General features: G+C 70.2%; 17 protein-coding genes and 1 tRNA gene. 13 read left to right on the plus strand and 5 right to left on the minus strand.

Features of this window, described 5'->3' with window-relative positions; all coding sequences use genetic code 11:
• Nucleotides 1-63 precede the first annotated feature (63 nt).
• Nucleotides 64-1,644 (minus strand): potassium/proton antiporter, encoded by a 1,581-nt coding sequence (locus ACIRRY_RS33890; RefSeq protein WP_403980370.1) that lies wholly within the window; start codon nt 1,642-1,644, stop codon nt 64-66.
• 194 nt (nt 1,645-1,838) lie between these two features.
• Between ACIRRY_RS33890 and ACIRRY_RS33895 the strand changes: the two genes are divergently transcribed.
• Complete coding sequence (locus ACIRRY_RS33895) at nt 1,839-4,589, plus strand: penicillin acylase family protein (protein WP_403980372.1); 2,751 nt, start codon at nt 1,839-1,841, stop codon at nt 4,587-4,589.
• Between the two features lie 74 nt (nt 4,590-4,663).
• On the opposite strand, the gene ACIRRY_RS33900 is transcribed toward ACIRRY_RS33895, so the two are convergent.
• Nucleotides 4,664-5,245: a 5-formyltetrahydrofolate cyclo-ligase gene (locus tag ACIRRY_RS33900; protein ID WP_403980374.1), complete on the minus strand. Its 582-nt coding sequence runs from the start codon at nt 5,243-5,245 to the stop codon at nt 4,664-4,666.
• Nucleotides 5,246-5,377: 132 nt separating this feature from the next.
• Between ACIRRY_RS33900 and galU the strand changes: the two genes are divergently transcribed.
• The 7 genes from galU to ACIRRY_RS33935 all read left to right on the plus strand — a co-directional run bounded on the left by galU (nt 5,378) and on the right by ACIRRY_RS33935 (nt 11,091).
• Nucleotides 5,378-6,280, plus strand: coding sequence for a UTP--glucose-1-phosphate uridylyltransferase GalU (gene galU / locus ACIRRY_RS33905; protein ID WP_403980377.1), 903 nt, complete (start codon nt 5,378-5,380; stop codon nt 6,278-6,280).
• 5 nt (nt 6,281-6,285) lie between these two features.
• Entirely contained in the window at nt 6,286-7,608 is a 1,323-nt protein-coding gene (gene glp, locus ACIRRY_RS33910; protein ID WP_403980380.1) for a gephyrin-like molybdotransferase Glp, read from the plus strand.
• 62 nt (nt 7,609-7,670) lie between these two features.
• Complete coding sequence (moaC, locus tag ACIRRY_RS33915; RefSeq protein WP_403980382.1) at nt 7,671-8,183, plus strand: cyclic pyranopterin monophosphate synthase MoaC; 513 nt, start codon at nt 7,671-7,673, stop codon at nt 8,181-8,183.
• Nucleotides 8,180-8,722 (plus strand): molybdenum cofactor biosynthesis protein B, encoded by a 543-nt coding sequence (locus tag ACIRRY_RS33920; protein WP_403980385.1) that lies wholly within the window; start codon nt 8,180-8,182, stop codon nt 8,720-8,722. The genes moaC and ACIRRY_RS33920 overlap by 4 nt, the downstream gene beginning before the upstream one ends.
• Nucleotides 8,723-8,742: 20 nt before the next feature.
• Nucleotides 8,743-9,357, plus strand: a complete 615-nt coding sequence (locus ACIRRY_RS33925) for a GNAT family N-acetyltransferase (protein ID WP_403980388.1) — start codon at nt 8,743-8,745, stop codon at nt 9,355-9,357.
• 216 nt (nt 9,358-9,573) lie between these two features.
• Complete coding sequence (gene glpR, locus ACIRRY_RS33930; RefSeq protein ID WP_403980391.1) at nt 9,574-10,956, plus strand: gephyrin-like molybdotransferase receptor GlpR; 1,383 nt, start codon at nt 9,574-9,576, stop codon at nt 10,954-10,956.
• Nucleotides 10,957-11,017: 61 nt separating this feature from the next.
• Nucleotides 11,018-11,091, plus strand: a tRNA-Ala gene (locus tag ACIRRY_RS33935).
• A gap of 72 nt (nt 11,092-11,163) precedes the next feature.
• Here ACIRRY_RS33935 and ACIRRY_RS33940 read toward each other — a convergent pair.
• Nucleotides 11,164-11,640, minus strand: coding sequence for a GNAT family N-acetyltransferase (locus ACIRRY_RS33940; RefSeq protein WP_403980394.1), 477 nt, complete (start codon nt 11,638-11,640; stop codon nt 11,164-11,166).
• A gap of 93 nt (nt 11,641-11,733) precedes the next feature.
• Between ACIRRY_RS33940 and ACIRRY_RS33945 the strand changes: the two genes are divergently transcribed.
• On the plus strand, nt 11,734-12,537 hold the full coding sequence (locus ACIRRY_RS33945) for an exodeoxyribonuclease III (protein WP_403980397.1): 804 nt from the start codon (nt 11,734-11,736) through the stop codon (nt 12,535-12,537).
• A 45-nt stretch (nt 12,538-12,582) separates the two neighbouring features.
• On the opposite strand, the gene ACIRRY_RS33950 is transcribed toward ACIRRY_RS33945, so the two are convergent.
• On the minus strand, nt 12,583-13,218 hold the full coding sequence (locus ACIRRY_RS33950) for a MerR family transcriptional regulator (RefSeq protein ID WP_403980866.1): 636 nt from the start codon (nt 13,216-13,218) through the stop codon (nt 12,583-12,585).
• A 167-nt stretch (nt 13,219-13,385) separates the two neighbouring features.
• On the opposite strand from ACIRRY_RS33950, the gene ACIRRY_RS33955 reads away from it, so the two are divergent.
• From ACIRRY_RS33955 to ACIRRY_RS33970, 4 genes are all read left to right on the plus strand, one after another.
• Nucleotides 13,386-14,885 carry a flavin-containing monooxygenase gene (locus tag ACIRRY_RS33955; protein ID WP_403980400.1) on the plus strand — a complete coding sequence of 500 codons (1,500 nt, stop codon included), beginning with the start codon at nt 13,386-13,388 and terminating at the stop codon, nt 14,883-14,885.
• The gene (locus ACIRRY_RS33960) at nt 14,882-15,832 is read left to right on the plus strand and encodes an alpha/beta fold hydrolase (RefSeq protein ID WP_403980402.1); all 951 of its coding nucleotides are present in this window, start codon (nt 14,882-14,884) and stop codon (nt 15,830-15,832) included. Before ACIRRY_RS33955 ends, ACIRRY_RS33960 begins: the two co-directional genes overlap by 4 nt.
• The gene (locus ACIRRY_RS33965; RefSeq protein ID WP_403980405.1) at nt 15,829-16,716 is read left to right on the plus strand and encodes an SDR family oxidoreductase; all 888 of its coding nucleotides are present in this window, start codon (nt 15,829-15,831) and stop codon (nt 16,714-16,716) included. Before ACIRRY_RS33960 ends, ACIRRY_RS33965 begins: the two co-directional genes overlap by 4 nt.
• 91 nt (nt 16,717-16,807) lie before the next feature.
• Nucleotides 16,808-17,068: a hypothetical protein gene (locus ACIRRY_RS33970; RefSeq protein WP_403980407.1), complete on the plus strand. Its 261-nt coding sequence runs from the start codon at nt 16,808-16,810 to the stop codon at nt 17,066-17,068.
• A 132-nt stretch (nt 17,069-17,200) separates the two neighbouring features.
• Here ACIRRY_RS33970 and ACIRRY_RS33975 read toward each other — a convergent pair whose 3' ends face one another.
• Complete coding sequence (locus tag ACIRRY_RS33975) at nt 17,201-20,428, minus strand: S41 family peptidase (RefSeq protein WP_403980410.1); 3,228 nt, start codon at nt 20,426-20,428, stop codon at nt 17,201-17,203.
• Nucleotides 20,429-20,578: the final 150 nt, after the last annotated feature.

A 20,578-nucleotide genomic window follows, 5' to 3' on the forward strand; every position in this document is an offset into this window, starting at 1 on the left:
AACGGGCACCATGCGCGCGTTCACCTGCGATTGGTGAACGTGTGAACCGTACGAAACATGCCCTTAACGACTGGCGTCGGTGGTGTCCGTGCCCAGCCATCCCGCCAGCTTGCCGCCGTGGCCCACCGCGCGCAGCCGCTGTTCCGCCGCGTCCCGGACGGGATCGGTGGCGACCACGAGGAGTTCGTCGCCGCGCCGCAGGACCGTCGAGGGCAGCGGGACAAACGATTTTCCGTCTCGTACGACGAGGGTGACCGCGGCTCCGGCCGGCAGTCTCAGTTCGTTGACCTCGACGCCGTGCATCTTCGACTCCTCGGGGATCGCGACCGACAGCAGATGCCCGCGCAGCCGCTCCAGGGGAGCCGATTCGATGCCGAGGTCGGCGGCCTCCGGGCCCTCGCCGAGCCGCAGCTTGCGGGCCAGCCAGGGCAGCGTCGGCCCCTGGACGAGGGTGTAGACGACGACCAGGACGAAGACGATGTTGAAGATGCGGCGGCTGCCGTCGACGCCGTTCACCATGGGGATCGTCGCCAGGATGATGGGCACGGCACCGCGCAGTCCGGCCCAGGACATGAGGGTCTGCTCCTGCCAGGGCACCCGGAACGGCGTGAGGCTGACCACCACGCTGAGCGGCCGGGCCACCATCGTCAGCACCAGGCCGATCAGGAGCGCGGGCCAGACGTCGTCCCCCAGCTCGTGCGGGGTGACCAGCAGGCCGAGCAGGACGAACATGCCGATCTGGGCGATCCAGCCGAGCCCGTCGGCGAAGCCGCGCGTCGCGGGCCAGTGGGGCAGCTTGGCGTTGCCGAGCACCATCGCGGCGAGATAGACCGCGAGGAACCCGCTGCCGTGCGCCAGGGCGCCCGCGGCGTACGCGGTGACCGCGATCGCCAGCACGGCGATGGGGTAGAGGCCGGAGGCCGGCAGCGCCACGTGCCGCAGCCCCCAGGAGCCGAGCCAGCCCACCGCGATGCCGATGGCCGCGCCGATGGCCAGCTCCAGGGCTATCTCGCCCACCAGCGCGTACCAGTGCTCGACCGGGCCCGCCGTGGAGAAGGCGACGACCAGGATGACCACCGGGGCGTCGTTGAAGCCCGACTCGGCCTCCAGCGTGCCCGTCACGCGCGCGGGGAGGGGGATTCTGCGCAGCACGGAGAAGACCGCCGCCGCGTCCGTCGAGGACACCACCGCCCCGATGATGAACGCCTGCCGCCACTCCAGGCCGACCAGATAGTGCGCGCCGGCGGCCGTGACACCGACGCTCACCGCCACTCCCGCCAGCGCCAGTGTGGCGGCGGACGAGAGGACCGGCCTGACCTCTTTCCACTTCGTACCGAGGCCGCCCTCGGCCAGGATCACGACCAGGGCCGCGTATCCGATGACCTGGGTCAGCTCGGCGTTGTCGAAGTGGATGTCGCCGACGCCGTCCTGGCCCATGGCGATGCCGATCCCCAGGTAGACGAGCAGGCTGGGGAGCCCGCTGCGCGAGGAGATCCGAACCGCCGCGACGGCGACGAGCAGGACGAGCGAGCAGACGAGCAGAAGCTGGTCGAGGTGGTGGACAGTCAGAAGCCTTCCCTTCCTCGGCTGACGCGCGTCTAGGGCGACAGCACACGTACAGGGGACGCGAGGCTGCGGCGCCATGCATCCAAGTACTTCGTTACCTTACCTAACTCTTGACGTTTTCTTGACACTTCGCGAGGCAAGATCGAACGCCCGTCCGCGTCAGTACCCGACTCCGCGTCAAGTCGCTCGGGACCCTGCGCCTATGGTTGCTCCAGCGCTCAGTCAAAAGCACAGCCCGCCCTGCCGCTCGCGTTAGGACAGCAAGGACAGCGATGCCCCCCAACACCACCGCCTCATCGGGTCATAAGCCCGGCAAGTCCGGCAGGAAAAAGGGGCGCAAAGCCCGTCTATTGGTGCTTGTTCTGGTAATGGCCATCATCGGGGGCATCGCCTACGGCGCGTACTGGTCCGTCAGCACGGTCCGTGCCTCCCTTCCGCAGACCACGGGCTCGATCACGCTCGAGGGCCTGTCGGGGCCGGTCGACGTCAAGCGCGACAGCTACGGCATCCCGCAGATCTACGCGTCCTCCGACGCGGACCTGTTCATGGCGCAGGGCTACGTCCAGGCGCAGGACCGGTTCTACGAGATGGACGTGCGCCGGCACATGACCGCCGGACGACTGTCCGAGATGTTCGGCAAGGACCAGGTCAAGAACGACGAGTTCCTGCGCACCCTGGGCTGGGACCGGGTCGCGCAGAAGGAGTACGACACCACGTTGTCGGCCTCCACGAAGAAGTACCTCCAGGCGTACGCCAAGGGGGTCAACGCCTATCTCCAGGGCAAGGACGGCAAGGACATCTCCTTGGAGTACGCGGCCCTCGGCTTCAAGTACGACTACACGCCGGAGAAGTGGACCCCGGTCGACTCGGTCGCGTGGCTCAAGGCGATGGCCTGGGACCTGCGCGGCAACATGAAGGACGAGATCGACCGCGCCCTCATGACCAGCCGCCTCGGCCCCCAGCAGATCGCGGACCTGTACCCGGAGTATCCGTACAGCCGCAACCAGCCGATCGTCACCGAGGGCGAGTACGACGAGTACACCAAGACCTTCAACGGCGGTGACGGCTCCTCCAGCACGTCCACGAGCGGTACGACGGGTTCCTCGTCGTCCTCGTCCGGCTCGGCCCTCACAAGCCAGCTGTCGGGCCTCTCGGACGTCCTGGACGACCTCCCGACGGCCGTCGGCGTGAACGGCCAGGGCATCGGCTCCAACTCCTGGGTCGTCGCCGGCAAGAACACCATCACCGGCAAGCCTCTCCTGGCCAACGACCCGCACCTGGAGGCCTCGCTGCCGTCCGTCTGGTACCAGATGGGCCTGCACTGCCGCGTGATCTCCAGCAAGTGCCAGTACGACGTCAGCGGCTACACCTTCGCGGGCATGCCCGGCGTCGTCATCGGCCACAACCAGGACATCGCCTGGGGCATGACCAACTCCGGGGTCGACGTCACCGACCTCTACCTGGAGAAGCTCTCTGGCGACGGCTACCTGTACGACGGCACCACGAAGCCCTTCACGACCCGCACGGAGACCATCAAGGTCGCAGGCGGCACATCCAAGAAGATCGTCGTCCGGGAGACCAACAACGGCCCGCTGCTGTCGGACCGCAACGACGAACTCGTGAAGGTCGGCAAGAAGGCCGCCGTCGACACCGCGGCACCCGACAGAGGCGACGGCTACGGCATTGCCCTGCGCTGGACCGCCGAGGACCCGGGCACCACCATGGACGCCGTCTTCGCCATCGACAAGGCGTCCGACTGGAGCGAGTTCCGCGCGGGTGCCGCGAAGTTCGACGTGCCCTCGCAGAACCTCGTCTACGCCGACACCAAGAACAACATCGGCTACACACTGCCAGGCAAGATCCCCACGCGCGGGAAGGGCGACGGCTCGCTGCCGGTGCCCGGCTGGGACTCCAAGTACGGCTGGACCGGCTACATCCCGCAGGCCGCCCTGCCGTACGAGTACAACCCGAAGCGCGGCTACATCGTCACCGCCAACCAGGCCGTGATCGACAAGGACAAGTACCCGTACACCCTCACCACGGACTGGGGCTACGGCACCCGCAGCCAGCGCATCACCGATCTGATCCAGTCGAAGATCGACGGCGGCGGCAAGATCTCCACCGACGACATGCGGCAGATGCAGCTCGACGACAGCAGCGAGATCGCCAAGCTGCTCGTGCCCAAGCTGCTGAAGATCGACGAGCCCGACGCCGACGTGCGCGAGGCGCAGAAGCTCCTGGAGGGCTGGGACTACACCCAGGACGCCGACTCGGCGGCGGCCGCCTACTTCAACTCGGTCTGGCGCAACATCCTCAAGCTCGCCTTCGGCAACAAGCTGCCCAAGGAGCTGCGGGTCAAGGGCCAGTGCCTGTCCGTCGCACCGGTCGACACCACCGGTCCCGTCGACGAGGACACCCAGAAGGTGCGCGAGTGCGGCGAGCGCGATGCCGACCAGGCGCAACCGGACGGCGGCGACCGCTGGTTCGAGGTCGTCCGCAAGCTCATGGACGACCCCACCAACGACTGGTGGAAGACCCCCGAGTCGGGCAACCGTCCCGGCGCGAGCAACATGAACGAGCTCTTCAAGCGCGCCATGATCGACGCCCGCTGGGAGCTGACCGCCAAGCTCGGCAAGGACATCGACACCTGGAGCTGGGGCCGGCTGCATCGCCTGTTCCTGAAGAACCAGACCCTGGGCACCGACGGCCCCGGCATCGTCCAGTACGTCCTCAACCGCGGCCCCTGGAAGCTCAGCGGCGGCGAGGCCACGGTCAACGCGACCGGCTGGAACGCGGCCGGCGGCTACGGGGTCGTCTGGGTGCCGTCGATGCGCATGGTGGTCAACCTCGACGACTTCGACAAGTCCAAGTGGATCAACCTCACCGGAGCCTCCGGACACGCCTACAGCGCGCATTACACCGACCAGACCAGCAAGTGGGTCAACGGTGAACTGCTGTCCTGGGCGTTCTCCTCCAAGGCGGTCGACGACAGCACGAGCGACACCCTGGTGCTCAAACCGTGACTCGTTGAAAAACTGCACAACTGCACAACCGAAATGGCCTTCCACGCATGCGTGGAAGGCCATTTCGGTTCCCCTCAGTTCCCCGGCAACCGCCGCACACCCGACGGCGTCACCACCGCCCGCACCGGCCGGTCGTGCGCCTCCGCGGGGACGTGCGCGACGACCTCGGAGTCGTACAACAGCACCACCAGCGCGGGATGCGCGCCCGCCCGCTCCAGTCGCGCCAGCACACGGTCGTACGACCCGCCGCCGCGCCCCAGCCGCATCCCGCGCCCGTCGACCGCGAGACCGGGCAGCAGGACGACGTCGGCGGCGGTCACGGCGTCCGGGCCGAGCCGTTCCCCGGAGGGCTCGAACAGGGCCATCTTTCCGCCGTGTTGGACCCGCGCGAGCGAGCCCTCGCCGGCGTAGGCACCCCAGTCGAGGTCGTTGTCCGGGAGCAGCGCCGGGAGCAGGACGTCGACGTCCCGCGCGCGGAGTGCGTCCAGGAGCACGAGCGTCCCGGGTTCGCTCCCTACGGAGACGTATGCCGCCACTGTGCGCGCGTGTGCCAGCTCGGGCAGTTCCAGGGCGCGATCGGCGAGGGCGGCGGCGGCCTCCCGCACGTCATCGGCCGTCAACCTGTTCCTCACCGTGAGGAACTCTTGCCGCAACATTCGCTTGTCAGGCTCGACTTCACGACCCAGGTGACGCACAGGTCCCACCCGTACCCTTCCTAATAGGCTCATATAAGAGCGTTTTAACCGTGGCCACAGATTCTGCACAAAGGCACCGGATAAGGTTCGGGCATGACTCAGTCGCACCCCAGGATCAGCAAGGCTGTCATCCCCGCAGCCGGTCTCGGCACCAGGTTCCTGCCGGCCACGAAGGCAACTCCCAAGGAGATGCTGCCGGTCGTGGACAAGCCCGCGATCCAGTACGTGGTCGAAGAGGCCGTGTCGGCTGGGCTCGATGACGTCCTCATGATCACCGGACGCAACAAGCGCCCTCTTGAGGACCACTTCGACCGCAACTACGAGCTCGAATCCGCCCTCCAGAAGAAGGGCGACGCGAGCCGGCTGGCCAAGGTCCAGGAGTCCAGCGACCTCGCGACCATGCACTACGTCCGCCAGGGCGACCCCAAGGGCCTCGGCCACGCCGTCCTGTGCGCTGCCCCGCACGTCGGCCACGAGCCCTTCGCCGTCCTCCTCGGGGATGACCTGATCGACCCCCGGGACCCCCTTCTCGCGCGCATGGTCGCGGTCCAGGAGCAGCACGGCGGCAGCGTCGTCGCGCTCATGGAGGTCGCACCCGAGCAAATCCACCTCTACGGCTCCGCGGCCGTCGAGGCCACCGAGGACGACGACGTCGTCAAGGTGATCGGCCTGGTCGAGAAGCCCGACGCGGCCGACGCCCCGTCGAACTACGCGATCATCGGCCGCTACGTCCTCGACCCCCACATCTTCGACATACTGCGCAAGACCGAGCCGGGCCGCGGCGGCGAGATCCAGCTCACCGACGCCCTCCAGCAGTTGGCCACCGACGAGAAGATCGGCGGCCCCGTGCACGGCGTCGTCTTCAAGGGCCGCCGCTATGACACCGGAGACCGGGGCGACTATCTGCGTGCCATTGTCAGACTCGCGTGCGAACGTGAAGACCTGGGCCCGGACTTCCGCGCCTGGCTTCGCAGTTACGTAGCCGAGGAGATGTAGCAACGTTGAGCAGCGCCGCGACCCGCACCACAGGACCCGACCACCTCTGGACGGTGGACGAGCACCTGGAGGACATCCTCGCGACCGTCCGCCCCCTGGAACCCATCGAGCTGCAACTGCTCGACGCCCAGGGCTGCGTCCTGGTCGAGGACATCACGGTGCCGGTGTCGCTCCCGCCCTTCGACAACAGCTCGATGGACGGGTACGCGGTGCGGGTCACGGACATCGCGGGCGCGAGCGAGGAGTTCCCGGCCGTCCTGACGGTCGTCGGCGACGTCGCGGCGGGCCAGGGCGAGCCGCTGCACGTGGGCCCCGGCGAGGCCGCCCGCATCATGACCGGCGCCCCGCTCCCGCCCGGCGCCGAGGCCGTCGTCCCCGTGGAGTGGACCGACGGAGGCCTGGGCGACGGCCCGGTCACCGGAATGCGGGCCCGCAGCCAGGCCCCCGAGGCCGCCGGCGGCCAGGTGCAGGTGTACCGCTCGGCGCAGGCACGCGCGCACGTACGCGCGACGGGCAGCGACGTGAAGGCGGGTGACCGTGCCCTCGACGCCGGCACCGTCCTCGGGCCGCCGCAGATCGCCCTGCTCGCCGCGATCGGCCGCGGCACGGTCCGCGTGCGCCCGCGCCCGCGCGTGGTCGTCATGTCCACCGGCAGCGAACTCGTCCAGCCCGACGAGCAGTTGGGCGACGGCCAGATCTACGACTCGAACAGCTTCGCCCTCACCGCCGCCGCCCGCGACGCCGGAGCCATCGCCTACCGGGTGGGCGCCGTCGCCGACGACGCCGAGACCCTCCGCGACACCATCGAGGACCAGCTCGTCCGCGCCGACCTCCTCGTCACCACCGGCGGCGTGAGCGTCGGGGCGTACGACGTCGTCAAGGAAGCGCTGTCCTCCGTAGGCGACGAGGACGAGCCGGGCGCCGGGATCGACTTCCGCAAGCTCGCCATGCAGCCCGGCAAACCCCAGGGCTTCGGCTCCATCGGCCCGGACCACATCCCGCTGCTGGCCCTCCCCGGCAACCCGGTGTCGTCGTACGTCTCCTTCGAACTGTTCGTCCGCCCCGCGATCCGCACCCTGATGGGCCTGGACGACGTCCACCGCCCGACGACCCGGGCCACCCTCACCGCCGACAAGGCGCTGACCTCCCCCAAGGGCCGCAGACAGTTCCTGCGCGGGACGTACGCCGACGGTGAGGTGACCCCCGTAGGAGGCGCCGGATCGCACCTGGTCGCGGCCCTCGCGCTCGCCGACGCGCTGATCGTCGTCCCCGAGGACGTCGAGTCCGTCGAACCCGGCACCGAGGTCCAGGTGGTCCTGCTCCGCTGAGTACTCCTGGTTGGCGGTACCGTGTCGCGCACAACACGCCCGGACCGGGAGCGCCGCACAGCATGACTGAGCCTTTCCGGGGGGACACCCCCGGACCCCTTGCGCAAGACCGCCTCACCCACATCGACGACGCGGGCGCCGCCCGGATGGTCGACGTGTCCGGCAAGGACGTGACCGCGCGCACCGCCACCGCCAGCGGACGCGTCCTCGTCTCGCCCCGCGTGGTCGAACTGCTGCGCGGCGAAGGGGTCCCCAAGGGCGACGCCCTGGCCACCGCGCGCATCGCGGGGATCATGGGCGCCAAACGCACCCCGGACCTGATCCCGCTCTGCCACCCGTTGTCGGTGTCGGGTGTGAAACTGGATCTGTCGGTCGCGGACGACGCCGTACGGATCCGGGCCACCGTCAGGACGACGGACCGCACGGGCGTCGAGATGGAGGCGCTCACCGCGGTCTCCGTCGCCGCGCTCACCGTCATCGACATGGTCAAGGCGGTCGACAAGGGAGCGGTCATCACGGACGTACGCGTGGAGGAGAAGACGGGCGGCAAGTCGGGGGACTGGAGCCGCACATGAGCCCCGACGATACGGCCGACGGCGTGCCGCCCGCGCCGTACAGCGCCCTGGTGGTCACCGCCTCGAACCGGGCCGCCTCCGGGGTCTACGAGGACAAGGGCGGCCCGCTGATCGCCGCCGGCCTGAAGGGCTTCGGCTTCGCGGTCGAGGGCCCGCAGGTGGTCCCCGACGGCGACCCCGTGGAGGCCGCGCTGCGCGTCGCCGTGGCAGCCGGTTACGACGCCGTCGTCACCACCGGCGGCACCGGCGTCTCACCCACCGACCGCACCCCCGAGGCCACCCGCGCGGTCATCGACTACGAAGTGCCGGGCATCGCCGAGGCCATCCGGGCATACGGCCGCGAGAAGGTGCCGACCTCGGCGCTCTCCCGGGGCCTGGCCGGAGTCGCCGGGGGCACACTGATCGTCAACCTGCCGGGTTCCGCCGGCGGGGTGAAGGACGGCCTCGCCGTCCTGGAACCCCTGCTGGCGCACGCCGTGGACCAGATCCGAGGCGGCGATCACCCCAGACCCGCCGACACCAGTGGGGGTGCGCGCTGAACAGCCCATCCTGGCCCGCCGTGCTGGTGGACGGCGACATCGTCCTGAGGCCGATAAAACTGCGCGACCAGCGCGCCTGGCGCGAGGTCAACCGCCGCAACCGGGACTGGCTGCGCCCCTGGGAGGCGACGATTCCGCCGCCCACCCCCAGCGGGCCGATCGCGCACCGTCCGACGTACCGGCAGATGGTCCGGCACCTGCGGTCCGAGGCGAACTCGGGCCGGATGCTGCCGTTCGTCATCGAGTACCAGGGGCGTCTGGTCGGGCAGTTGACGGTCGCCGGCATCACCTGGGGATCGATGTGCTCGGGTCACATCGGTTACTGGGTGGACGAGTCGGTGGCCGGGCGCGGAGTGATGCCGACGTCCGTGGCGCTCGTCGTCGACCACTGTTTCCGTGCCGTGGGACTGCACCGCATCGAGGTCTGCATTCGCCCGGAGAACGGACCCAGCCGCCGGGTCGTCGAGAAACTCGGATTCCGTGAGGAGGCGCTCAGGCCCCGTTATCTCCACATCGACGGCGCCTGGCGCGACCATCTCGTCTTCGCGCTCACCGCGGAAGAGGTGCCCGAAGGGCTGCTGGCCCGCTGGCAGCGGGCACGCTCCCGGAGCACACCGCACGACAATCCCGCGTAACGGGGAGCCCGTTGGGCCCGGAAGCCCGGATCCCCGGAAATGGAATAAGTGTTCGAAAGTGATCGACGGATGACCGCCTTGGGGCAATGAATTCGCCAACTCGGCGGCCTGCTGATCGCATCGGTCACAAAAAAAGCTCGAAATATCAGCCAGATCGTGCGACACACCGACTCAATTGGCGGATGGCCTCACACAAACCCCTCTACCGTGTGAGGCGTGAGCAGCAGCGGCCTCATCTACGCAGTCATTGTCGGGGCCTGGGCCGCCTACTTGGTGCCGATGTGGCTCCGTAGGCAGGACGAGCTGAACGAGGCCCGTCCGACGGAACGCTTCAGCACCGCCATCCGGCTGCTGTCCGGACGGGCGGGAATGGAGCGCCGGTACGCCAAGGACCTGCGGGCGCGCTCCGCCGAGGAGGGGGAGCCCAGCGCCGTCGTGCCGGACGCCGTCACCGACTCGGTGGACGTCCGGGCCTTCGCCATGCCCCCGGCCCGTTCCCAGGTGCACGCGCCCGTCCGGCAGCAGGGCCAGGAGTGGCCGGAAGCGGCGCGCGAACCCGAGCGCGGGGCGGTGCGCGAATCGGACCGTACGGCGGGGCGTGAACCAGAGCGTGCGGCGGGGCGCGAAGCCGAGCGTGAGCCGGTGCGCGAACCGGCGCGTGAGCAAACCCGTGACCAGGTCCGCGACCAAGCCCGTGACCAGGCGGCCAAACCGGCACCCCAGAAAGTCCCCGCCCAGGCACCCAAGTCCGCCTCCAGGCCTGCGCGCAAGCGTGTTCCGGTCGCGCGGCGCACCCCCGCCGAGGAGGCCGCGGCAGCGCGCGCCCGGCGCGTGAAGGTGCTCGCGCGCCGTCGGCGTACCACCGTGATGCTCTTCCTCGCCTTCACGCTCGGCGCGATCGTCGCGGCGGTCGGCGGGCTCGCCCTGCTCTGGGCGCCCGGTGTGCCGGCGGTACTGCTCAGCGGGTACATCGCCTATCTGCGCTCCCAGGAACGCCGCCGCTTCGCCTACCAGATGGACCGGCGTCAGGCCGAGGTCGCCGCGCAGCGACTGAGGGAGCGTCAGCCGCGCAGGCGCGCGTCCGTGGACGCCGCGATCGACGACGCCGAGGAGGGCCCGGAACCGGAGACGGACCCCGGGCTGTCCGCGCTCGCCGCCGACCGCCGCGCCCTCGTCGAGCAGACCGACCACGCCGAGTGGGTCGACCAGCAGCGCGAGCGGCAGCGCCGGCCGGGCCAGGGCGACAGTTGGGACCCGGTACCGGTGCCGTTGCCGACGTACGTCACCGCGCCGGTCGCGCCGCGCGCCACGTCCGACGTGGACCTCGGGGCGCCGGACGCGTGGAGTTCGGCGCGCTCCAGTTCCGTGACACCGGAGCAGGAGACGCAGTCCGGCGCACGGGACGATCACGATGCCGGGGACGCCAGGGACGACGTCCTCGACGAGGACGCGGAGGACCTGTCGGAGGACAGGACGACGGCGGACGGCCGTACCGACGCCCGTCGCGCCGCCTCCGCCCGCCGCGCCCGCGAGCGGGGCCGCACCCCCCTGTTCGACCAGTACGAGGACGGCGAACGACCCCGCGCGGCCAACGAGTGACCAGGCAAGGAACGGATTTCCAAGCACCCTGAGGGGGATGCTAGAGTTTCACTCGTTGCAAGGGCCTGTGGCGCAGTCTGGTAGCGCACCTCGTTCGCATCGAGGGGGTCTGGGGTTCAAATCCCCACAGGTCCACCGCAGCTCAGAGCCCCAACCGGGCAACCCGGTTGGGGCTCTTTGGCGATCCGCCACGGAAGCCGAAGCCCCTCACAACCCCTTCGCGAAGCACCGGCTGTCGTCGTGGAAGCGGTAGTAGCCGAACTTCACGCAGGGCTCGTAACCGCTGGACGTGTAGAGGGCGATGGCCTCCGGCTGCTTGGTGCCGGTTTCCAGGACCATGCGGGTGCGGCCGGCCGTGCGGGCGTTCTCCTCCAGGGCGGTCAGCATGCGGCGGGCGAGGCCCAGGCCGCGGGCCTGCTCGACCACGTACATGCGCTTGAGCTCGGCGTCGCCGTCCTCGTTGCCCTCGCCGTTGGCGTTCTGGGAGCGCCAGCCGCCGGTGGCCACGGGGTCGTCGTGCTCGTCGTACGCGATCAGGTACACGCCGTTCGGCGGGGCGAAGTCCGACGGGTCCAGGGTCGTGGCGTCGCCGCCGTCGCCGTAGCGCTCGTGGTACTCCGCCTGGACCCGGTCGTTCAGCTTGACGGCGTCGGGGTGGTCGAAGGGAACGGGGCGTATATTCATGCCGATTATCGTACTTCTATGCGTAGGGACTGAAGGCAGGGCTCTGCGTAGGGAGGATCTGGACTCCGTCCAGTGTGCCGGTATTGTGCCCGGGTGCTCACTGTGACCTCAGCAAATGTCAATGGACTGCGGGCCGCCGCGAAGAAGGGCTTCGTGGAGTGGCTCGCGGAGACCTCCGCCGATGTGCTCTGCCTTCAGGAGGTGCGGGCCGAGCCGGAGCAGTTGCCGGAGCACGTCCGCACTCCCGAGGGCTGGCATGTCGTGCACGCGCCGGCCGCCGCCAAGGGCCGCGCGGGCGTCTCCCTCTACACCCGCCGCGAGCCGGACCGCGTCCGGGTCGGCTTCGGCTCGGCCGAGTTCGACGGCAGTGGCCGCTACGTCGAGGCCGACCTCCCCGGCGTCACCGTCGCGAGCCTCTACCTGCCCTCCGGCGAGGTCGGCACCGAGCGGCAGGACGAGAAGGTCCGCTTCATGGGTGAGTTCCTCGCCCATCTGAAGGGCCTGCGCGAGCGGGCCGCCGCCGACGGCCGCGAGGTCGTCGTCTGCGGCGACTGGAACATCGCCCACCAGCTGGCCGACCTCAAGAACTGGCGCGCCAACCAGAAGAGTTCCGGCTTCCTGCCCGAGGAACGGGAGTGGCTGGGCCGGGTCTTCGACGCGGAGGACGGTGCGTACGTCGACGTCGTACGGGCCCTGCATCCGGACATCGACGGGCCGTACTCGTGGTGGTCGTACCGCGGCCGGGCCTTCGACAACGACAGCGGCTGGCGCATCGACTATCACGTCGCGACGCCCGGCCTCGCCGCCAAGGCGGTCAAGGGCTACGTCGAGCGCGCGGCCACACATGACGAGCGCTGGTCGGACCACGCGCCCGTGACGGTGGTCTACGACCTCTGATGGTTCGGCGGCGGTGGTCTACGGCCTCTCAGGGGCCGGTGACAGTCACTGACCGGCTTGGTCGCCCCGTTGTGTCCGCCGGTCCATCGCCAGCGACAACTCCGCCTCCACCACGCTCTTCGCCAGCGGCCGCAGTCGCTGGAGGTCCTCCGTGGTGCGGCCCTGTGCCAGCACCAGGTCGGTGAAGAGGTCCGCGAGGGACTCCGTGTGGGCGCGGACTCGGCGGCCCACGCTGAGGACGTCGGCCAGCGGGATGCCCTCGCGGACGAGGGCCGCCGTGACGTCCAGGAGGCGGCGGCTGATGTGGACGATCTCGCTGCCGTCGGTGCCGAGATAGCCGAGTTCGAGCGACGCGGCGAAGTTCTCCGGGGTGGCCTGGTCGCCGAAGTAGTCGGCGAGGGCCTCCGGGGTGAGCCGGACCGGAGTCTCCTCGGTGGGGGCGCCCAGCCCCAGCAACTCGCCGACGTTACGGCCGTGGTCGAAGGCCTCGGCGAGTTCCGCGATGCCGTTGAGGGTGTGGCCGCGCTCCAGAAGTGCCGAGATCGTGCGCAGCCGGGCCAGGTGCGTCTCGTCGTACCAGGCGATACGGCCCTCCCGGCGCGGCGGGGGGATGAGTTTGCGCTCGCGGTAGAAGCGCAGGGTGCGCACCGTGATGCCGGCCTGCCCGGCCAGTTCCTCCATGCGGTACTCGCGCTTCTGTTCTGCCTTCTCCGCCACGCCCGCACCCTACGTCGTACCCCGGGTAACTTTCCTCGTACCGACCCCTACCCATGAGTACGGAGCTGCTCTACAGTCCGATTGCGCCAGTGTTCACTGGCGCGGTCGTGGGTTCGATGGAGGGGCACGGGATGACCGAACACGAGCATGTGCGGGTGGCGGTGATCGGGTCCGGGTTCGGTGGGCTGGGGGCCGCGGTGCGGTTGCGGCGCGAGGGCGTCACCGACTTCGTCGTCCTGGAGCGCGCCGACAGCGTGGGCGGGACCTGGCGGGACAACAGCTATCCGGGGTGCGCCTGCGACGTACCGTCCCATCTGTACTCGTTCTCCTTCGCGCCGAACGCCGACTGGCCGCGCACCTTCTCCGGGCAGGAGCACATCCGCGCCTATCTGGAGAACATCGCGGACGTCTTCCGGCTCCGCTCCCACCTCCGCTTCAACTCCGAAGTGAAGATGATGACTTGGGACGCGGAACGGCTGCGCTGGGACATCGAGACCAGTGGCGGTTCCTACTCCGCCGACCTCGTCGTCTCCGCCACCGGGCCGCTGTCCGACCCCAAGGTCCCGGACATCCCGGGGCTGGACTCCTTCCCGGGCAAGGTCTTCCACTCCGCCCGCTGGGACCACGACTACGACCTGCGCGGCAAGCGCGTCGCCATGGTCGGCACCGGCGCCTCCGCGATCCAGATCGTGCCGGCGATCCAGCCCGAGGTGGAGCGCCTCACCCTCTTCCAGCGCACCCCGCCCTGGGTGATGCCCCGCGTCGACCGCCCCATCAGCGGCGCCGAACGCGCCGTGCACCGCGCGCTGCCCTTCACCACCCAGGCGCGGCGCGGACTCCTGTGGGGGCTGCGGGAGTTGCAGGTCCAGGCGTTCACCAAGCGGCCGGGCGAGCTGGGAATGGTGGAGCAGTTGGCCAAGCGCAACATGGCCCGCTCCATCAAGGACCCGGCCCTGCGCGCCAAACTCACCCCCGACTACCGCATCGGCTGCAAGCGCATCCTGCTCTCCAGCACCTACTACCCGGCCCTCGTCCGCCCCAATGTCGACGTCGTGGCAAGCGGGTTGAGCGAGATCCGCGGGTCGACCGTCGTGGCCGCCGACGGCAGTACGGCCGAGGTCGACGCGATCGTCTTCGGTACGGGCTTCCACGTCACGGACATGCCGATCGCCGAACGGGTCGTCGGCGTGGACGGGCGGTCGCTGGCCGAGGCGTGGCAGGGCGGGATGCGGGCCCTGCGCGGCGCCTCCGCGGCCGGGTTCCCCAACTGGATGACCATCATCGGGCCCAACACCGGCCTCGGGAACTCCTCCATGATCCTGATGATCGAGTCCCAGCTGAACTATCTCGCCGATTACGTACGGCAGTTGGACGTGCTGGGCGGTCAAGTCGCCCTCGACGCCCGGCCCGCCGCGGTGGACGCCTGGAACGTGCGTGTGCAGGAACGGATGGAGCGGACCGTGTGGAACACCGGTGGCTGCACCAGCTGGTATCTCGACGCGAGCGGCCGTAACACCACCGTCTGGCCGGGGACGACGACCGAGTTCCGCAGGGCCACCCGGCGGGTGGACCTCACGGAGTACGAGGTCGTGCGGGCGCCCGCCGAGAAGAAGGCCGGGGTCAGGGTATGAGCCGTCTCCTGCACCGGGGGTCCGGGGGCCGTCCCCCGGAGAAGCACAGTTCGTCCGGGCCGTACGCCCCGCCCGTCCCCGCCCGGGAGTTGACCGTCACCTCGGCCGACGGCTCCCGGCTGTACGTCGAGGTGCACGGTCGCGAGGGCGCGCCGGCCGTCGTCCTGTCGCACGGGTGGTCCTGTTCGACGGCCTTCTGGGCCGCGCAGACAAGGGACTTGGCGGTCGACCACCGGGTCATCGTCTACGACCAACGCGGCCACGGGCGCAGTCCGGTGGCCGTCACGCACAGTACCGACGCGCTCGCCGACGACCTGGAAGCCGTACTGGAGGAGACTCTCGCGCCCGGGGAGAAGGCCGTGATCGCGGGGCACTCCATGGGCGGGATGACCGTGCTGGCGGCGGCCGGCCGGGCGCGGTTCCGGGAGCACGCGGTGGCCGTTCTGCTGTGCAGCACGGGGAGTTCGCGGCTGGTCGACGAGTCGCTCGTGGTGCCGTTGCGGGCCGGGCGGGTGCGGACCTGGCTGACCCGGAAGATACTGGGGACGCGGGCACCGCTCGGGCCGGTCACTCCTGCCGCGCGGCGGATCCTCAAGTGCGGGACGATGGGACCCGGTTCCGCGCCGCACATGGTCGAGGCGTGCGCGCGGATCGTGCACGCGTGCCCGAGCGCGGTGCGGCACGCGTGGTCGCGGGTGCTCGACTCCCTCGAACTCGACGACGGCGTACGGGAGTTGACGGTACCCACCGCCGTCCTCGTCGGTACGGCGGACCGGATGACGCCGCCGGTGCACGCGCGGGCGCTGGTCGCCGCGCTGCCGAACTGCGTCGGGATCACCGAGTTGCCCGGGCTCGGCCATATGACGCCCGTCGAGGCGCCCGAGCTGGTCAGCGCGAAGATTCGTGAACTGGCCTCCGCGTACGTACACATCAAGGAGGGCGCATGAGCGGCAAGGTGAGCCTGGAGGGTCAGGTCGCGGTCGTGACCGGGGCCGCGCGGGGTGTCGGCGAGCTGCTCGCCCGCAAACTCTCCGCGCGCGGGGCGAAGTTGGCGCTGGTCGGGCTGGAGCCGGACGAACTCAAGCGGGTCTCCGAGCGACTGCACACCGACAGTGACCACTGGTACGCCGATGTCACCGATCACGAGGCGATGGCCCGGGTGGCGGCCGAGGTCAAGGAGCGGTTCGGGAAGGTCGACATCGTCGTCGCCAACGCGGGTGTCGCGAGCGGCGGCCCCTTCCTCGACTCCGATCCGGTCGCCTGGCGGCGGGTGATCGAGGTGAACCTGATCGGGTCCGCCGTGACCGCGCGGGCGTTTCTGCCGGTCCTGATGGAGAGCCGGGGGTATCTGCTGCAGATCGCCTCGCTGGCCGCGATGACGCCCGCGCCGATGATGAGCGCGTACTGCGCGTCCAAGTCCGGTGTCGAGGCGTACGCCCACAGCCTGCGCGCCGAGGTCGGCTACAAGGGGGTGCGGGTCGGGGTCGGGTATCTGTCGTGGACCGACACGGACATGGTGCGCGGGGCCGATCAGGACGACGTCATGCGGGAGTTGCGGCAGCGGTTGCCGTGGCCGGCCAACAAGACGTATCCGCTGGGGCCGGCGGTCGACCGGATCGTCGCGGGCATCGAGCGGCGGTCGAGTCATGTGTACGGGCAGGGGTGGTTGCGGGGGATGCAGGGGGTTAGGGGGTATCTCCCGGGGGTCATCGGGGCGGTCGGGGTGCGGGAGATGCGGCGGGTCGGATCTCGGCTGGAGGGGATGCGGACGGGGCTTGTCGGGGCGGGCGGGGCGGCGGACGAGGCGGTGCGGGCTACGGAGCGTGACTGATCGAAATGCGGTGTTTGTCCTGGCGTGTGAATCTGGTCGAGGCCCCAGCGAGGGGCCCCTCGAATCCCCCTCAGTACGGGAGTGAACCCACATGGGTATGAAGGACCAGTTCCAGGACAAGGCGAAGGACCTCGCGGACAAGGCCAAGGAGAAGGCGGGCCAGGGTCGGGACGAGGTGGCTTCGCGCGGGGGGCAGCAGCGGGGGGAGCGGGGGCAGCAGCGGGACGAGGCGGGTTCGCGCGGCGGGCAGCAGCGGGACGAGGCCGGTTCGCGCGGCGGGCCGCAGCGGGACGAGGCGTCTGAGCGGATGTCGCGTGAAGAGGACCGGATGGATCAGGACTACGACGCGTAGTTGTAGGCCTGATCGCGTGGGGCGCCCTGTGTTTTTGGGGCGTCCCACGTTTCGTTGTCGGGTGCCGGCCGGTGGGGGCTGGTCGCGCAGTTCCCCGCGCCCCTGAAAGACGGGGGGTTGCCGGCGTGCCTCTCAAGAACGGGGCGGGAGTTTTGGTCTTGAGCGGTCCGGTACGGCGCTGTAGTCGGGCGGGGTTGCGGCGGGGTGGAGGGCAAGTAGGTCCAGGGCGAGTTTGATTGCGTCGTCGAGTTGGGCGTGGCGGCCCTCTGCCCAGTCCAGAGGGGTGCGCAGGATCTCCAAGTCCGGGGTCACGCCCCGGTTTTCCACCGACCAGCCGTACGCGTCGAACCAGGCCGCGTTCATCGGGACCGTGATCACCGTGCCGTCGCCGAGTTGGTGGCGGCCGGTCATGCCGACCACTCCGCCCCAGGTGCGTTGGCCTACGACCGGGCCCAGCTTCAGCAGCTTGAACGCTGCCGTGATCATGTCGCCGTCCGAGGAGGTCGCCTCGTCGGCGAGGGCGACCACCGGGCCCCTGGGGGCATTTGAGGCGTACGACACGGGTTGGGCGTTGCGGGTCAGGTCCCAGCCGAGGATGGTGCGGGTGAGTTTCTCCACGACCAGCTCGCTGATGTGGCCGCCCGCGTTGCCGCGTACGTCGACGATGAGGGCGGGGCGGGACACTTCGAGGCGCAGGTCGCGGTTGAACTGGGCCCAGCCGGAGCCGCCCATGTCGGGGATGTGGAGATAGCCGCAGTGGCCGCCGCTCAACTCCCGTACCACCGCCCGGCGTTTGGCCACCCAGTCCTGATAGCGGAGGGGGCGTTCGTCGATGAGGGGGACGACGGCCACGCGGCGCGCTCTGCCCTCGCCCTCCGCGGGAGTGAACGTCAGCTCCACCGTGGTGCCGCCCGCGCCCGCCAACAGCGGGTAGGGGCCGGTGAGTTGGTCCACCGGGCGGCCGTCCACGTGGGTCAGGACCGCGCCCTCCCGGATGCCCGTGCCGGCCAGCGGCGAACGGGCCTTGGAGTCCGAGGACTCGCCGGGGAGGATGCGGGTGAGGGTCCAACCGCCTTCCCTACGGACCAGGTTGGCGCCCAGCAGGCCCTGGCGGCGCTGGTAGTGGGGCGGGCCCTCGTTGCGGCGGGACGGGGTGACGTAGGCGTGCGAGGTGCCCAACTCGCCCAGGACCTCGCGGAGCAGGTCCGCGAAGTCGTCGGGGGACGCGACCCGTTCGACCAGGGGGCGGTACTGGTCCAGGACCCCGGTCCAGTCGATACCGCACATCTGCGGGTCCCAGTAGTACGCGCGGATCAGCCGGCCCGCCTCCTCGTACGACTGGCGCCACTCGGCGGGCGGGTCGGCCTCGTGCAGGATGCGGCGGAGGTCGATCCAGACGGTCGAGTCGCCGTCGCCGGACTCCGTCGAGGGGACCGCTCGCAGCTCGTCCTCGTCGACCACGACCAGCCGGGTGCCGTCGCCGCTCACCGCGAACCAGTCGAGGTGGTCGACGAGTTCGGACTTCTTCGCCTTGCTGATGTTGAAGTACTCGAGGGTCGGCCGGCCGCTGGTGTCGTCCGGGTTGGCGAAGGTCTCGCCCAGCGCGCCCGAGATCGGCCAGCGCAGCCAGACCAGCCCGCCGCCCGAAACCGGGTACAGCGCCGAGTACTTGGAGGCCGAGACGGGGAAGGGGGTGACCCTGCTCTCCAGGCCCTCCACCTCCACCGTCACCGCGCCGTCCGCGCCCTCGTCGTCCTCCGCCGCGTCGAGTCCACCGGCGGCCGGGCGGCCCTCCGGGGTCAGCGCGAAGGGGGAGGGGGTGGCCGAGGAGAGGGGGACCAGGTAGGGGCGGCAGCCGAGCGGGAAGGACAGGTCGCCGGTGTGGACGTCGTAGACCGGGTCGAAGCCGCGCCAGGAGAGGAAGGCGAGATAGCGGCCGTCCCTCGTGAAGACCGGATTCTCGTCCTCGAAGCGGCCGTTGGTGACGTCGACGATCAGACGGTCCTTGATCCGGGCCATCTTGATCTGGCGGAGCGAGCGTCCGATGCCCGGGTGGGACCAGGTCAGCCAGCTGCCGTCGGGGGAGAAGGCTAGGTCCCGTACCGGCCCGTTGAGGGAGCAGATGAGCTCCGTGACCTCGCTGTTGGAGTCCTCCGTCGCGTCGAGCAGGAGCAGCCGTCCGTCATGGGCCGCGATCGCGAGGCGCTCGCCCGCCGTGTCCGACACCAGCTCCAGTACGCGGCCCACCTCGCCGGAGGCGAGTCGGCGGGGCTCGCGGTCGCCGGTGGCGCGGGGCAGGTAGGCGATCTCGATCGCGTCCTCGCCGTCGGCGTCCGTGACGTAGGCGAGTTGCCCGCCGCTGCCGAGCATCTCGGGGAGCCGGACCCGTACGCCCGGGGTGTCGGTGATGGTGCGGGCGGGCCCGTCGCGGTGGGTCAGCCAGTACAGGCTGCCGCGGACGACGACGGCGCTCGCCCGGCCCGTCTCGTCGACCGAGATGCCGTCCACGTGCTGGGCGGCGGGGACTTGGTACGTACGGCGGCCCGCGCGCGGCCCGCTCAGCCGTACGTCGAGTTTGCGCGGGACGGAGGCCGCTGACAGGTCGTCGACGATCCAGAGGTCACCGGCGCACTGGTAGACGACCCGGGTGCCGTCGCTCGCCGCGTGCCGGGCGTAGAAGGCGTCGTGGTCGGTGTGGCGGCGGAGGCCGGAGCCGTCGTAGGAACAGGAGTAGAGGTTGCCGATTCCCTCGTGGTCGGAGAGGAAGGCGATGCGGCCGTCGACGAACATCGGGGAGTGGAGGTGGCCTTCGAGGTCGGCCAGCAGGCGGCGGCCGTGCAGCCAGAGGCGGCCCGTGGCGCCGCCGCGGTAGCGCTTCCAGGCGGCCGGTTCGTGCGGTGGGGTGCCGGTCAGGAGGAGGGTCCGGCGTTCGCCGCCGAGGTCGGCGAGCTGGATGTCGGAGACCGGGCCCCAGGGGAGCCGGCCGCCGGGGTCGCCGTCGGTGGGGACCTTGTGGGCCCAGGTGAAATAGGAGAACGGTTCCCCGTGCGAGGCCACGGCGAGGATGTCGCCGTCCGGTGTCCAGCCGCAGACCTGGGTGTCCGGGCTGCCCCAGTACGTCAGCCGGCGGCCGGGACCGCCCTCGACCGGCGCCAGATGGATCTCCGGCACCAGGCTGTGCCAGGTCGTGTACGCGATGTGGCGGCCGTCGGGCGAGAAGCGGGGGTGGCCGACCTTCGTGCGGTCGACGGTGAGCCGCCAGGCGCGGCCCCTGCCGTCGAGCGGGGCCAGCCAGAGGTCGTCCTCGGCCACGAAGCTCAGGAGGTCGCCGTTGAGGTGCGGCAGGCGCAGATAGCTCACCTCCCTATGCTTTTCCGGGGGACGGACCGGAGCAACTTATGAAAAATGCCCGATGGCCGTGAGACTGGTGACTCAGCACACGTACGAAACGGTTTCGTTTCGTAGGGAGGTGCGCTACATTCGTCATGTACGAAACCGTGTCGTTCGGAG

The organism is Streptomyces sp. NPDC101776, from assembly GCF_044766845.1.
Classification (GTDB): domain Bacteria; phylum Actinomycetota; class Actinomycetes; order Streptomycetales; family Streptomycetaceae; genus Streptomyces.

Bases quoted from the DNA above. Each gene is read 5' to 3' on its own strand.
- ACIRRY_RS33890 (WP_403980370.1), bottom strand. From the start codon at position 1,644: ATGGCGCCGCAGCCTCGCGTCCCCTGTACGTGTGCTGTCGCCCTAGAC.
- ACIRRY_RS33895 (WP_403980372.1), top strand. From the start codon at position 1,839: ATGCCCCCCAACACCACCGCCTCATCGGGTCATAAGCCCGGCAAGTCC.
- ACIRRY_RS33900 (WP_403980374.1), bottom strand. From the start codon at position 5,245: ATGTTGCGGCAAGAGTTCCTCACGGTGAGGAACAGGTTGACGGCCGAT.
- galU (WP_403980377.1), top strand. From the start codon at position 5,378: ATGACTCAGTCGCACCCCAGGATCAGCAAGGCTGTCATCCCCGCAGCC.
- moaC (WP_403980382.1), top strand. From the start codon at position 7,671: ATGACTGAGCCTTTCCGGGGGGACACCCCCGGACCCCTTGCGCAAGAC.
- ACIRRY_RS33920 (WP_403980385.1), top strand. From the start codon at position 8,180: ATGAGCCCCGACGATACGGCCGACGGCGTGCCGCCCGCGCCGTACAGC.
- ACIRRY_RS33940 (WP_403980394.1), bottom strand. From the start codon at position 11,640: ATGAATATACGCCCCGTTCCCTTCGACCACCCCGACGCCGTCAAGCTG.
- ACIRRY_RS33950 (WP_403980866.1), bottom strand. From the start codon at position 13,218: ATGGAGGAACTGGCCGGGCAGGCCGGCATCACGGTGCGCACCCTGCGC.
- ACIRRY_RS33955 (WP_403980400.1), top strand. From the start codon at position 13,386: ATGACCGAACACGAGCATGTGCGGGTGGCGGTGATCGGGTCCGGGTTC.
- ACIRRY_RS33960 (WP_403980402.1), top strand. From the start codon at position 14,882: ATGAGCCGTCTCCTGCACCGGGGGTCCGGGGGCCGTCCCCCGGAGAAG.
- ACIRRY_RS33965 (WP_403980405.1), top strand. From the start codon at position 15,829: ATGAGCGGCAAGGTGAGCCTGGAGGGTCAGGTCGCGGTCGTGACCGGG.
- ACIRRY_RS33970 (WP_403980407.1), top strand. From the start codon at position 16,808: ATGGGTATGAAGGACCAGTTCCAGGACAAGGCGAAGGACCTCGCGGAC.